The sequence below is a fragment of the Rickettsia endosymbiont of Seladonia tumulorum genome, assembly GCF_964030815.1.
Classification (GTDB): Bacteria; Pseudomonadota; Alphaproteobacteria; order Rickettsiales; family Rickettsiaceae; genus Rickettsia.
The window spans coordinates 1,422,637-1,435,745 of the sequence record NZ_OZ034963.1 but is presented as its reverse complement, the minus strand read 5'-3'; the positions used below and the strand labels follow the sequence as shown (position 1 = coordinate 1,435,745).

The following is a 13,109-nucleotide window of genomic DNA, read 5'->3' as shown; positions in this document are numbered from 1 at the left end:
CAGTCGCTTGCAATGACGATAATTTCTAAAATTTAAATCGTGACCGATATAAATTCAAATAATCAATATATCCCTTTTGCTAGGAAATATCGTCCAAGTAGCTTTGCTGAGCTGCATGGGCAAGAGGTACTTGTAAAAGTCTTAAGTTATACTATCCTGAATAATCGCCTAGCTGGTGGGTATCTTTTAACAGGTATTAGGGGAGTCGGTAAAACTACATCCGCTCGTATTATTGCTAAAGCGGTAAACTGCTCTGCTTTAATTACTCAAGGTAATGATATTAAGACGTGTGAGCAATGTGTAAATTGCGTTAGTTTCAACAACCATAACCACTCTGACATAATTGAAATCGATGCGGCAAGTAAAACTAGCGTTGATGATATACGCAGAATTATAGAGTCAGCTGAGTATAAGCCGCTGCAAGGAAAGTATAAAATATTTATTATTGATGAAGTGCATATGCTTTCTAAAGGTGCTTTTAATGCACTTCTTAAGACTTTAGAGGAGCCGCCTCCACATGTGATATTTATTTTTGCAACAACCGAAGTGCAGAAAATCCCAGCAACGATTATTTCAAGATGCCAAAGATATGATTTAAAACGTCTTAGCTTTGAAGAAATTTTTAAGCTACTTGAGTATATAGTTAAAGAAGAAAGTCTAAAAACAGATATAGAAGCTTTAAGAGTAATAGCTTATAAATCAGATGGTTCTGCTCGTGATGCGGTATCTATTCTAGATCAGGCAGCTAGTTTATCCGCTAAATCTGATAGTATGATTACAAGACAAGCGATTAATCAGATGCTTGGGCTTGTCGACAATAATGTTATACTAGAATTTAGTGAGTATATAGTTAATAGAGATATCGCAAATAGTATTTCTCTAATAAATAAGCTTTATTCTTCTTCAGTTAATCTTGAAACATTTATAGAATCAGTATCAGAATTTATAGCTTATCTTAGTAAAGTAAAAATGTTGCCTAGCTATAGCATGCCGTTATATGAGTCATTTAATGATAGAATTAAAAATATTTTGAGTAAAATTAGTTTCCCGCATTTATCAATTTTATGGCAAATATATAGTAAAGGGGTAGCGGAAATCAAAATTTCCTATAATCAACTTATTGAAACTGAAATGTTGATTATAAAATCAATATATTCAGCCTCGTTACCATTGGATGATTCACCGAGTGATAATAGAGATTTAAAACAGCCATCTACTGAAGAAATAAAAAAAAAATTTGAAATTGTAGATTTTCTTAAGTATCTTTATGAAAATAATGAAATAGAAATATATTATTTCTTATTAAATAGCATAGAGCTTAAAAATTTTTATGATAATAAATTAGAAATTGTGAGTTCTGAGATAACAAGCAAAATAAAGAAACAAATAGAAAATTTATTGTTTGCTTTTAGTAATGAAAAAATCGAAATTATAATATTGAAAGAGCAGCAACAAACGACTCTAAAAAGTCAATTAACAGATAAAATTGAGTCAGGTGATGGTTTTAGTTTAATAAAAAAACACTTTCCTGATGCAAAAATTATGGATATTCTACTTAAAAATTAAAGGATAAAATTATGGTAAACTTTAATCAATTTTTAAAACAAGCTCAAACAATGCAGAAAAAAATGCAAGAAGCACAAGAGCAAATGGCAAATACTAGATATACTGGTAAAGCAGGAGGTGGGCTTGTAGAGATCATAGCAACCGGCAAAGGTGAAGTCGAAAAGGTTTCAATAGATGCATCCCTGCTAAAAGCAGAAGAAAAAGAGATGTTAGAAGATTTAATTAAAGTCGCCTTTAATGATGCAAAACAGAAATGTGATGCAGATTCACAAAATTCTATGTCAGGTGCTTTAAGCGGTATGAGTTTGCCACCAGGTTTTAAAATGCCTTTTTAATTTAAACTACTGGACGCCGTGGTCGAGCCACGGCATGACACCGAGGGCGTTTTCCGATCTATGCAACAATGCCGCCACGGTATGACACCGAACACGTTTTTCGAACTACGCAACAATGCCAAAGTAGTAGGCAAGAATAAAGCCTTTTGGAAAAACTTATCATGCTTTATTTTATCAGACATAATGCCATCTTGTAACTAATAGGAAAGCATTATATAAGATTTTCTATTATAAGTATATATCTAATAAAGAGTAGATAAGCGATTTATAAACTTAATAAATAATTATTGTAGTGTTTAATTAACGTCATATAGTTTTGTTGTTTAGCAATAACAGGATATGGAGCTATATAAATATTATTATTAGAAGATGAGATAGCTGTTGTAAGGTTGTTCACTATAGAGGGTATATCGTAATTATAAGCTACTAAACGCACAGAAGTAATATTATACTTTAAAATAAAATCTGAGGCTTTCTTAATATAATCGTCTTCCGACATTATTTTATTTGGAGCAAGTATCACTTGCTGTTCTAGAACGTTATTTTCTTTTAGTAGATTTTTTAGCTGATCGGAAGTTTCAATGCCGGTAATAAATAATATAGGTGCATATCCAGCTTTTAGTAAAGCAATTCCGGTTTCAATTTTGTGTCCTCCGCCAGCGAATACTATTATTGCATTAGCAGTATTACTACTTGGTTTATAAGAGTTTACCAGATATAAATAATAAACAAAACCGCTAGCCCAAATAGCAAATATTGTTAAAATTGTAAGGGCAATTTTTCGTATCATTTGAATATTTTAATAAATTCAGCTTGAAGAATTTTATCAAATTCAGTCATTTCAATATAAACTCCTAGTTGATTTAGAGATGTTACTAAAGAATTTTCAAGACCACAAGGAATAATTCCGTTGAACTTGCTTAAGTCTGTTGAAATATTTATGGCTATGCCATGATATGTAACCCATTTCCGTACTCTCACTCCTATCGCAGCAATTTTTGATGGAATATCATCATTTGTTTTTACCCAAATACCTACTTTATTTTTTATAATATATGCTTTTATTCCAAAAATATCTAGACTATTTATAATCCATTCTTCAAGCATTCTTACATATAGCTTTAAGTCTTTTGTACGATTCGGTAAGGCTAAATTAAGGATAGGGTAAATAACACGCTGTCCAGCTCCGTGAAAGGTAAACTTACCGCCACGACCAATATAAATAACAGGAATATTATTATGGTTTAATAATTCTTCCTGCTTATAATTAGTGCCGGCAGTATATACATCTAAATGCTCAACTAGATAGACTGCTTCCGGTGCTTCACCATCAATAACTTTGTTAACATAATCTTCCATTAACATTAAGCTATCTTGATAATCTATAGGAGTTGGTATAGTAATGAATTCCATTTTTAAGAAAGCTTTAATAACAGGTAATATTAATCAAATAACTATTTAAAGTACAGAACTATTTAATTAATAGGAGGCTTACCATAATGATTAGAACCAGAGGTACCCTTAATACATAATAACACTAACCATTGAAATATCGATATTAACCAAGAGAAAATAGATGTTGTTGTTGACATTTCCACTCCTCTTCGGATAGATCCATCTTGTATCATAAGATAAATTATTATAATCATACTGACACAATAAAAGAAAAAATAACTCCACCAACTTATATTGAAATCATGTAACCTTCTAACTATTACTGATATGCTAGGAAAGAAAGATACTAAGCCATAAATAGTTAATACTATAATAAAAATATTTGATAATGTAATTTTAATTAAAATCATGAGTAAGAACACTATAGAAAAATCAAAAATTAAAAAAGATAAATATTCTCTCCTATTAGCTCTGCCTTTAAATTGAAAGTATTTTTTTGTAAAACATCTAATAAATAAATGAAACATTAATATTACTCATTAAGTAAATTATTAACACCAACTAAACAACTGACATTATTCTACTCATAAACCATAACTTACCTGTTTTTTTGTCTCAAATTTTTCAATCCATAGGAGGCTTACCATAACGATTTGAGCCAGAAGTACCTTTTTTACATATAATGAATATAACTATAATAAGTACTATTATAGATAAAATTGAAACTATATTGTTTTTATCAGGTATCAGTCTCAATACAATAATGATTATAGTTAATAGTAAACCCCACCAACCACTTAAATTAATATCATGCATTCTTCTAACTGCTACTAATATGAAAGGGGAAAGAGAAGCTAATAAATAAGCACCTAAAAAAATTGCTGTAATTTTTAAGGCTGTAATTTTAATTAAAATCTTTAGTAGGAGTACCACCAAATGATTAAAAATTAAAAAAGATAAATATTCTTTTCTACTAGCTCTGCCTTTAAATTGAAAGTATTTTTTTGTAAAACATCTAATAAATAAATGAAACATTAATATTACTCATTAAGTAAGTTATTAACACCAACTAAACAACTGACATTATTCTACTCATAAAGCATAACTTACCTGTTTTTTTGTCTCAAATTTTTCAATCCATAGGAGGCTTACCATAACGATTTGAGCCAGATGTACCCTTAATAAATAAAAGCAACAGCCCTATAAGAGGGGAAAAAATAATACCCAGCAAAAACCAAAACCCTGATAAATTACAATCATGTAATCTTCGTACTGTCAAAGATGTATTTGCAAATAAGTATACAATTAGGACTATTCCAGCTATTAAAGTTAGAAAATCTGTTCTCCCATATTTTCTTTCAGCTAATAGTAAAGCTCCAACAATAATTATCTCAAAAAATATAAAAATAAAGTATTCTTTTATATTAGATCTACCTTTAAAATTAAATATTTTTTTAGTTATACTGTTAATAAAAATTTTTATCATTATTCCTCTAATAGATTATTAACGCCAATTAAACAATTGGCAAAATCCTCATCTCTCACACTAAAAATTATTTCTTCTGTCGTACAAACAAAAGCATAAGGCTTTTTCAAAGGATTAGCTATTTGTACTACAACATCTTTCATTATGGTACCCATATCTAATTCAGCTAAATCTACTGCTCTGCCTAATTTAGTATTGCATGTAATTCCACCCCATATAATATTTTTCAAGACATTAATGCCTCCTTTCTTACAATACTCTACAGTTTGATCATTGGTGAGCATTTCATTCGTAGTAATTCCATTATTTTTAGCTATATACAACATACCCTTCATAGTTTCTTTTAAAATTGCCTTAGAGACTTCTTTTGACTTAACAAGCGTAACTGCTATTGTCTGATTCACAGCCTTTAAAGCCTGAGCAATGTATCCATGACCGGCAGGAGTAATCTGATTACCAGAAACATCGAGAGCTTTTAAATGAGGATATCTTCCCCATTTAAGGGAGGTAGCTATGTACTCTGCACCATCATCACCGATAATATTGTTAGATAAATTCATAGTTACAATATATCTACCATTAGGAGCATCAAAATGGAAAGAATATAATATATTTTCTACCCCTGTAAAACTGATTTGATTTTTACTAAAATCTAATAAATCTAAATTCAACGCTTGATATTGTAACTTTTGAACTAATAAAAGTATATCACCATTTTGCAAATTGTTATTACTGAGATTTATTACTTTTTCAGGTACTAATCTTCCATGTTGAGGATTGTTAATTTTTTCCAATAGAGATTGGAACTGAGGTTTTGAAGTTAGCCTAGTATTTTTTGGAGAGTTATTTTCTGAAGCGTTAGTACTCACGGCGTATTTAGGTAAACTTGATATAAACGGGGCTGGTATTGAAGGAGTATAGTTAGAATTATTAGTTGTATGCCCTGCACTTGCCCAATTACTAGAACTTCTAATGCTTGGTGCTGGAGCTTTTATATTAAAATCCTTAGGAAGAGAGAAATCATAGCTATATGAAGAAGGAGGGCATATTACAATACAGGGAATACCATTAACAGGAGGACATGTAGTACCACATTTATATTTCATATATATTTTCCTTTTTATTTTTATAGTATATTAGTTGTGGTTATAACAACCACAGGTTATACTATTCAAACCAAAAAGCAATAGCAAGAAAAATAATGTAATTTTGGATGTATAGCTACTTTAAAAAAAGATTTTAATTTTGATATGATATGAGATTTGTTGGGTGGATCAGAGTAATCTTTTTTTCGTAAGCATAACCTTAGACAAATTTCTGATCCAGAATAAGACATATCTAAAACAATTAAAATACTAATTCTTCATATTTTATTGTTACAACTTCGTAGGATTTAACGCCGCCAGGGGTCATAACTTCCACAATATCACCTACTGATTTGCCAATTAAAGCTTTCGCTATAGGAGATGCAATAGAAACTCTTTTCTTAGTTATATCAGCTTCATATTCACCAACGATATGATACATAACTTCTTCTTCAGTTTCGTCATCTATTAACACGACAGTAGCACCAAATTTTATTCTATCACCTGACAATTTAGCAACATTTATAATTTCTGCTCTTGCTGTTATATCTTCCAGATGTTTAATACGAGCTTCTACGAATGCTTGTTTTTCACGTGCAGCTTCATATTCAGCATTTTCGGATAAATCGCCATGTGCTCGTGCTTCTGCTATATCTTCGCTAACTTTTTTACGCTCTACATGTTTTAAATGCTTAAGCTCATGTTCTAATTTTTCAAAGCCTTGGTCAGTGATAGGAAATTTTGCCATCATTTTGCCATCATATTGTTATTGTGTAAAATTGGTAATTTTAGTATGATATTATATCATCTTTATTATCTTTCGTATACCTAAAAATAAATTATTAACCTCATGAACATTGAAGATTTTGATTTTGAAAAAAAGCGTAAAGCTTTTCATTTATCTGCTATAATACTACCTTTAATATATATACTTATCTCAAGAACCTCTATTACTATACTATTATTTATAGTAACTGCTGCGACTTTGTATTTAGATATATCACGTCATAGTAGCATTAAAATTAGTGAGTTTGTAACTAAGTTTTTTACAAAAATTATGAGAGCAGATGAAAGTAATGGCTCTTTTGCCTTAAGTGGCTCTAGCTTTATGATGCTTGGTTTTTTCTTAACAGCTCTTCTTTTTCCTAAAAATTTGGCAATTTGTTCCTGGCTGATTTTAATTGTTTCTGACTGTCTAGCAGCTCTTGTTGGTACAAAAATAGGCAATAGTTTAAATAATGGTAAGTCTTTTGCAGGCTCTACAGCATTCTTGCTATCCGCAATTTTTATAAGTATATTAGTGTATTTTTACTTAGGATTTAATACTAGTTTTATTATTATTATTATAAGTTCTATAGCAACTACAGCAATTGAATTTTATTCAAAGGATTTGAAAGTTAATGATAATTTATCAATTCCGCTTACTTATTGTTTTTCTACAGCTATCCTTTCTTATATTATTTAAAACATGAAGCTTGCACCGGAATTTTATGAAGTTTTAAGAAATCGTATTAACATATCCGATGTAGTGCGTCAAAAGGTAGTTTTAACTAGAAAATCCGGTAATTATGTAGGTTTATGCCCTTTCCATCAAGAGAAAACCCCATCTTTTACAGTTAGTGATAGTAAAAGATTTTTTTATTGTTTTGGTTGTAAGGCATCAGGTGACGTTATAAAATTTACCTCCAATGTTAGCGGTTTATCTTATAGCGATTCTGCTATAAAATTAGCTACCGATTATGGTATAGAAATACCAAAATTAACCCAGAAGCAAAAAGAGTTTTATGAAGAATCAGACGAGATTTTAAATATTCTTGAACTTGCCAATAAGTTTTTTAAATCACAATTAACACCTGAAATATTAAACTATCTAAATGAAAGAAATATTACTAATGAGACAATAAAGGAATTTTCAATCGGTTTTGCACCTAGAGGTAACAAATTTGAGAAATTTTTTCATGATAAAAATATAACAAATGTGCAACTTGGAAAAGCAGGTCTTATAGGAAAAAGAGAAGATGGCGAAATATATAGCTTATTTTCAAATCGCATAACTATTCCTATCAGAAATATTTACAATAAAATAGTAGGCTTTGGGGGTAGAGTAATTGGGCAAGGTCTACCTAAATATTTGAATTCGCCGGAAACTGTAGTATTCCAAAAAAGCGAAACTCTTTATGGTGAGCATAAAGCCATAAGCAGTAGCTATAAAAAAAATTACTCGATTTTAGTAGAAGGTTATTTCGATGTTATTTCTCTGCATCAAGCAGGATTTAGTGAAGCAGTAGCAAGCCTTGGCACTAGTGTTACTGAAAATCATTTGCACAAATTATGGCGAGCAGGAGATGAAATTATATTATGTCTTGATGGAGATAATGCTGGAATAAAGGCAAGCGTTAGGACAATTAATTTAGCTTTGCCGCTTATTAATAGTGAAAAGAAAATTTCTTTTATTAGGCTACTTAGCGGGCTAGACCCTGATGATGCAGTAAATAAAAATGGTGCGGATTTTTTTACAAAGCTTATAGATACAAGGATAAGCTTATCGGAAATGATTTGGCAAATAGAATATGCTGGTAAAAATTTTAAAACAGCAGAAGATAAAGCTAATTTAGAAAAGAATTTAAAAGATTATTGCAGTAAAATATCTGATAGTAATTTAAGAGCTAGCTATTATAGGTTTTTTAAAGATCAAATATGGCAAAATTTAGTTACAAAACAGCAAAAGACTGTAGCTAAAAATGTAAACTTGCTGCCTCTTAGTAGCGGTTATTCAGAGCTTGAAATATTAGAGCATGCTTTTTGTGCTTTATTAATAAAATTCCCGCAAATATTACAAGAATTCGAAATTAAAGAATTTATATTAAATTTAAATTTTAGTAATAAACTACTTGAAGAATTCCGTAATTGGTACTTAAGTGAGATTATTGATAATGCTGTAGAGGCAGGTGAAATTGCCGCAATTGTGGAAAAAACTAGCTTTTTTGATATTTTTTTATTATTATCAGAAGCAGACAACTTATTCTTAGATATAGCATTTAATAAAGATAATGTTCGCTTAGATTTATTATGGCAATGGTTATACAAAAGATATTATCTATTAAATTTACAGCAAGAATATGCACATATTACAAAAGAATATGTTATAACTAACATTGATGATTATGAGAAAGTTTTGTTTTATAAAAAAGAAATCTTAAAGATTGCAAGTGAATTACAAGACTTAAATGAATCTTTTATTAATCATATTATTGATAATAGCAAATAACAAACTGTAGAAATCGTGATTTATGGCGGTTTCACAATAAAATATTATTATAACTTAATCAGCTTAATTCCATAGGTATTTAATGACAAATACAGATAATAATAATCTAAATAAAATAGATAGTTTACTAAAAAAAGCTAAATCTAAAAAAGGTTCGGTTACTTATAATGATATAAATAGAGCTCTTCCTGATGGGACATCTGTAGAAGAGATAGATAAAGTTATGTTTAGATTTTCCGAGGCGGAAGTAGATATTTTAGATACTAACGAGGATGACGCAATTAAGATTGATGACATGGAAATGGAAGAAGGTTTTAAAATATCCACCAATATTGATCATGAACCTGAAGATGAAACAGAGGAAGAAAATATAGGTACTACCGATGATCCGGTAAGGCTTTACCTGAAAGATATGGGAGGGATTGATCTACTTACTCGTGAAAACGAAGTTGAAATAGCAAAAAGAATTGAAGAAGGTCGCAAAACATTGATCGCTGCATTATGTAGAAGTCCTATTGCTATGGATAAGTTTAGAAAGTGGTATGCGGATTTAGTTAATGAGAATAATATGTTACTGCGTGATCTCATAGATCTAGAATCTAATATGATGCATGATGATGAGAATTCGGAAAGTGAAGACGATCATAATAGTGATCATGAAGAAGAAGAGCAGGATCACGATCACGATCATGAAGAAAATATCTTATCAATGTCTAAAGTAGAAACACAGATATTGCCTAATATTATAGAGCGGATGAAAAAAATCGCTTTTATTTGTGAGGAATTATTAATTGAAACTAAAAAATCTTTTGAAAAGTCTGCTGATCCAAAAATATTACAAAATAGTAAAAAATATAATGATAATTTAGAACTATTAATTAGCGAAGTTTCAGAAATACATTTTAATTCTAAAAGAACAGAAGAAATTTTATCTGAAATGTATGGGATAAATCGTGATTTAATAAATAAAGAAACAGCCTTCTTAAAGCTTGCTGAAAAATACGGAATAACTCGTCAGAACTTCTTAGATGAATATATAGGAGCCGTAATTAATGCAGCATGGAAAGAAAAAATGCTGAAAAATAAGAAAGCTGGTTGGAAAGAATTGCTCACTAAAGAATCGGATTATATAGATCAGATGATTGCTGAATTATCAGCGATAGAGATTAATACCGGTCTTCTAGTTAATGATTTTAAAAAGTTAGTAAATACTATCCAAAAAAGTGAGCGACAAACGTTGCAAGCGAAAAAAGATATGATAGAGGCGAATTTACGCTTAGTAATATCTATTGCTAAAAAATATGCTAATAGAGGCTTACAATTCTTAGACTTAATTCAAGAAGGTAACATAGGACTTATGAAAGCGGTTGATAAATTTGAATATCGCCGTGGTTATAAATTTTCTACTTATGCAACTTGGTGGATTAGACAAGCAATAACAAGAGCGATTGCCGATCAAGCAAGAACTATACGTATTCCTGTGCATATGATCGAAACAATTAATAAGATAATCAGAACTTCAAGACAAATGCTTAATGAGCTTGGTTATGAACCAACTCCAGCAGAAATAGCAGCAAGACTTTCTATGCCGATTGATAAGGTAAGAAAAGTTATGAAAATAGCTAAAGAGCCGATTAGCCTTGAAAATCCGGTAGGGGATGGTGATGATAATAGTTATTTAGGTGATTTTATTGAAGATAAAAACGCAGTAGCACCGATTGATGCGGCAATTCAATCAAATTTACGTGAAGTTACAACTAGAGTGCTTGCAACCCTTACGCCTCGTGAAGAAAGGGTGCTTAGAATGCGTTTTGGAATAGGTATGAATACTGATCATACGCTTGAAGAAGTAGGGCAGCAATTTAAAGTAACTAGAGAACGTATAAGACAAATTGAGTCAAAAGCCTTAAGAAAGTTACAACATCCTATCAGATCCAAAAAGCTTAATAGCTTTAGAAGCGGTGGAAAACGTGGTGATGGTAACCCTTCTGATTTGTTAGAGGCTTAAATCTAAACTGTTATCTAGTTGCTAGGTTGTTGTATAGCTTGGAAAATGTCCTGTATGTCATTCCCGCTTTCGTGGGGAGGCATTGTTGCGTAGATCATTTTCTCGTCATTGCGAGGAAAAACTGTAAGTTTTGACGAAGCAATCTCATCATTATTTCCTGAGATTGCCACGTCGCTTCGCTCCTCGCAATGACGACTCTCGATCCACGCGGGCAACGCCGCCGCGGGATGACAGAGGGGAAATTGATCCATGCGGGCAATACTTTGTGGGAATGACATAGAAGCCATGCAACGAGTAGATCTCACCACCGCATGATAATTGTAAAACTATGTATCGATATAAAATTAGTGTTGAATATCTAGGCGCGAATCTTGCGGGTTGGCAAAGACAATCGGGAGTAATGTCGGTACAGCAGATATTAGAAGAAGCGATCTATAAATTTTCTGGTGAGCAAGTAACATTATTCGGATCAGGTAGAACTGATGCTGGAGTTCATGCAATATGTCAAATAGCACACTTTGATCTCTCAAAATATTTTGAACCTTATAAAATTATCAGAGCCATTAATTATTTTACAAGACCATATATAGTAGGAGTGTGTAATTGTGAATTGGTAGACAATAATTTCCATGCACGTTTTTCCGCAATAGCACGTCATTATGTATATAGAATTCTTAATAGACCCTACCCATCAGTAATTGATTTTGATCGTGTTTGGTGGATTAGTGTGCCGTTAGATATTTCAGCTATGCAAAAAAGTAGCTTATATCTTTTAGGTAAACATAACTTTACTTCATTTAGAGCTAGCTCTTGTCAATCAAAATCTCCCATCAAAACCTTAACAAATCTTGATATTATAAAGGAAAATGAGGAAATAAAATTATATTTTTCTGCCCCCTCTTTTTTACATCACATGGTGCGTAATATAGTCGGTAGCCTAGTATTAGTCGGTAAAAATATTTGGCAAGCTGAACAAATGCAGCAAGTTTTAGAGGCAGCAGATAGAAAAGCTGCCGGTCCTACCGCCCCTGCTTGCGGTCTTTATTTCATAAAAGCAGATTATTAAATAGTTATTAATTTATTAATAATATATATTGACATGAACATTGAAACTATGTATAATGCCTTTACTAATAATTAATTAACTTATATTAAAGGAATTTTTATGAAAAATAAAGAACAAAATTTTACAAGTACAAGTATAGAGCCACTAATGATGATAGAAGATTTATTAGAAAGTATAGACATTTTTACGATGATAGAAGACACATTACCTGTAAAAAGTAGTAATAGTTTTTATAATACAGTTGTATATGGTTTTAATTATGCGTTAGAGGTAATAGCTCCTTTAGCAAAAAATATTTGCGAATATTTTGCTGGTACGAGTCAAAATATAGAAGATAATGTGCATGTTTCTGATATAGGCAATACACCTGAATTTTGGGACAGTTTCACCTCTTACTATATATAATTATCTACTCGTCATCCCGTAACCAAGTCTATAGTGCCAGATAGTTAGTTTTAAAAAAATGTTATATTTTATTCAGGTATAGGTGACCTTATATGTCGTTCCCGCAGAAGCAGGAATCTAGAAAAATAAACATAAAAGCAGCAAGCTTTTAAAATTAAAAGCTTAAGTATCTCGCTTTATGCTGGATTCCCGCTTCCGCAAGAATGACATAGAATAAAAACTGTCCGATAGTCCGGTATTATAGATTTGATCATGGGATCCAGAAATAATAAAAAATACAAACAACAAGGATTGCACCATTTTATGGCTGATGCATCCACCATACTACAAAAGGTTTCAACACCCCAAAATAGCTTTAACTACTTCAAACAAAAAAGTCAATCGGTTTCCTTTGTCATACCGTAGTGGTTTGCCTGCGTGGATCATTTCCCCTTGTTACCCCGTGGTCAAGCCACGGTATGACAACATGGACGTTTTTCGAGTCGTGCAACAAAG

General features: G+C 31.2%; 14 protein-coding genes. 7 read left to right on the top strand and 7 right to left on the bottom strand.

What is annotated here, in order from left to right; all coding sequences use genetic code 11:
• Positions 1–39 precede the first annotated feature (39 nt).
• Entirely contained in the window at positions 40–1,566 is a 1,527-nt protein-coding gene (dnaX, locus tag AAHF54_RS07170; RefSeq protein WP_341794640.1) for a DNA polymerase III subunit gamma/tau, read from the top strand.
• A gap of 11 nt (positions 1,567–1,577) precedes the next feature.
• Entirely contained in the window at positions 1,578–1,901 is a 324-nt protein-coding gene (locus tag AAHF54_RS07165) for a YbaB/EbfC family nucleoid-associated protein (protein WP_016948420.1), read from the top strand.
• 265 nt (positions 1,902–2,166) lie between these two features.
• Here AAHF54_RS07165 and AAHF54_RS07160 read toward each other — a convergent pair whose 3' ends face one another.
• The 7 genes from AAHF54_RS07160 to greA form a co-directional block, all read right to left on the bottom strand.
• Complete coding sequence (locus AAHF54_RS07160) at positions 2,167–2,691, bottom strand: YdcF family protein (RefSeq protein WP_342169997.1); 525 nt, start codon at positions 2,689–2,691, stop codon at positions 2,167–2,169.
• The gene (gene lipB / locus AAHF54_RS07155) at positions 2,688–3,314 is read right to left on the bottom strand and encodes a lipoyl(octanoyl) transferase LipB (RefSeq protein WP_341788560.1); all 627 of its coding nucleotides are present in this window, start codon (positions 3,312–3,314) and stop codon (positions 2,688–2,690) included. Before lipB ends, AAHF54_RS07160 begins: the two co-directional genes overlap by 4 nt.
• A 62-nt stretch (positions 3,315–3,376) precedes the next feature.
• Positions 3,377–3,823 carry a DUF805 domain-containing protein gene (locus AAHF54_RS07150; RefSeq protein WP_341788559.1) on the bottom strand — a complete coding sequence of 149 codons (447 nt, stop codon included), beginning with the start codon at positions 3,821–3,823 and terminating at the stop codon, positions 3,377–3,379.
• Between the two features lie 97 nt (positions 3,824–3,920).
• The gene (locus AAHF54_RS07145) at positions 3,921–4,331 is read right to left on the bottom strand and encodes a DUF805 domain-containing protein (protein WP_341788558.1); all 411 of its coding nucleotides are present in this window, start codon (positions 4,329–4,331) and stop codon (positions 3,921–3,923) included.
• A 97-nt stretch (positions 4,332–4,428) separates the two neighbouring features.
• Positions 4,429–4,782, bottom strand: coding sequence for a DUF805 domain-containing protein (locus AAHF54_RS07140; RefSeq protein WP_341788557.1), 354 nt, complete (start codon positions 4,780–4,782; stop codon positions 4,429–4,431).
• A complete protein-coding gene (locus AAHF54_RS07135) occupies positions 4,782–5,888 on the bottom strand; it encodes a hypothetical protein (protein WP_341788556.1) in 1,107 nt (368 codons plus the stop codon). Before AAHF54_RS07135 ends, AAHF54_RS07140 begins: the two co-directional genes overlap by 1 nt.
• A gap of 241 nt (positions 5,889–6,129) precedes the next feature.
• Positions 6,130–6,618: a transcription elongation factor GreA gene (gene greA / locus AAHF54_RS07130; protein ID WP_341788555.1), complete on the bottom strand. Its 489-nt coding sequence runs from the start codon at positions 6,616–6,618 to the stop codon at positions 6,130–6,132.
• A gap of 99 nt (positions 6,619–6,717) precedes the next feature.
• Here greA and AAHF54_RS07125 point away from each other — a divergent pair, with 99 nt between their 5' ends.
• The 5 genes from AAHF54_RS07125 (at position 6,718) to AAHF54_RS07105 (ending at position 12,614) form a co-directional block, all read left to right on the top strand.
• Complete coding sequence (locus AAHF54_RS07125) at positions 6,718–7,332, top strand: diacylglycerol/polyprenol kinase family protein (protein ID WP_341788554.1); 615 nt, start codon at positions 6,718–6,720, stop codon at positions 7,330–7,332.
• Between the two features lie 3 nt (positions 7,333–7,335).
• The gene (dnaG, locus tag AAHF54_RS07120; RefSeq protein WP_341794645.1) at positions 7,336–9,135 is read left to right on the top strand and encodes a DNA primase; all 1,800 of its coding nucleotides are present in this window, start codon (positions 7,336–7,338) and stop codon (positions 9,133–9,135) included.
• 82 nt (positions 9,136–9,217) lie between these two features.
• A complete protein-coding gene (gene rpoD, locus AAHF54_RS07115; RefSeq protein ID WP_342169996.1) occupies positions 9,218–11,143 on the top strand; it encodes an RNA polymerase sigma factor RpoD in 1,926 nt (641 codons plus the stop codon).
• Between the two features lie 328 nt (positions 11,144–11,471).
• Entirely contained in the window at positions 11,472–12,209 is a 738-nt protein-coding gene (gene truA, locus AAHF54_RS07110; RefSeq protein WP_342169995.1) for a tRNA pseudouridine(38-40) synthase TruA, read from the top strand.
• A gap of 99 nt (positions 12,210–12,308) precedes the next feature.
• Entirely contained in the window at positions 12,309–12,614 is a 306-nt protein-coding gene (locus AAHF54_RS07105; RefSeq protein WP_341788550.1) for a hypothetical protein, read from the top strand.
• Positions 12,615–13,109: the final 495 nt, after the last annotated feature.

Excerpts from the sequence above, each read along its gene's own strand:
- AAHF54_RS07165 (WP_016948420.1), top strand. The coding sequence starts at position 1,578 with ATGGTAAACTTTAATCAATTTTTAAAACAAGCTCAAACAATGCAGAAA.
- AAHF54_RS07160 (WP_342169997.1), bottom strand. The coding sequence starts at position 2,691 with ATGATACGAAAAATTGCCCTTACAATTTTAACAATATTTGCTATTTGG.
- lipB (WP_341788560.1), bottom strand. The coding sequence starts at position 3,314 with ATGGAATTCATTACTATACCAACTCCTATAGATTATCAAGATAGCTTA.
- AAHF54_RS07150 (WP_341788559.1), bottom strand. The coding sequence starts at position 3,823 with ATGTTTCATTTATTTATTAGATGTTTTACAAAAAAATACTTTCAATTT.
- AAHF54_RS07145 (WP_341788558.1), bottom strand. The coding sequence starts at position 4,331 with ATGTTTCATTTATTTATTAGATGTTTTACAAAAAAATACTTTCAATTT.
- AAHF54_RS07140 (WP_341788557.1), bottom strand. The coding sequence starts at position 4,782 with ATGATAAAAATTTTTATTAACAGTATAACTAAAAAAATATTTAATTTT.
- AAHF54_RS07135 (WP_341788556.1), bottom strand. The coding sequence starts at position 5,888 with ATGAAATATAAATGTGGTACTACATGTCCTCCTGTTAATGGTATTCCC.
- greA (WP_341788555.1), bottom strand. The coding sequence starts at position 6,618 with ATGATGGCAAAATTTCCTATCACTGACCAAGGCTTTGAAAAATTAGAA.
- AAHF54_RS07125 (WP_341788554.1), top strand. The coding sequence starts at position 6,718 with ATGAACATTGAAGATTTTGATTTTGAAAAAAAGCGTAAAGCTTTTCAT.
- dnaG (WP_341794645.1), top strand. The coding sequence starts at position 7,336 with ATGAAGCTTGCACCGGAATTTTATGAAGTTTTAAGAAATCGTATTAAC.
- rpoD (WP_342169996.1), top strand. The coding sequence starts at position 9,218 with ATGACAAATACAGATAATAATAATCTAAATAAAATAGATAGTTTACTA.
- truA (WP_342169995.1), top strand. The coding sequence starts at position 11,472 with ATGTATCGATATAAAATTAGTGTTGAATATCTAGGCGCGAATCTTGCG.
- AAHF54_RS07105 (WP_341788550.1), top strand. The coding sequence starts at position 12,309 with ATGAAAAATAAAGAACAAAATTTTACAAGTACAAGTATAGAGCCACTA.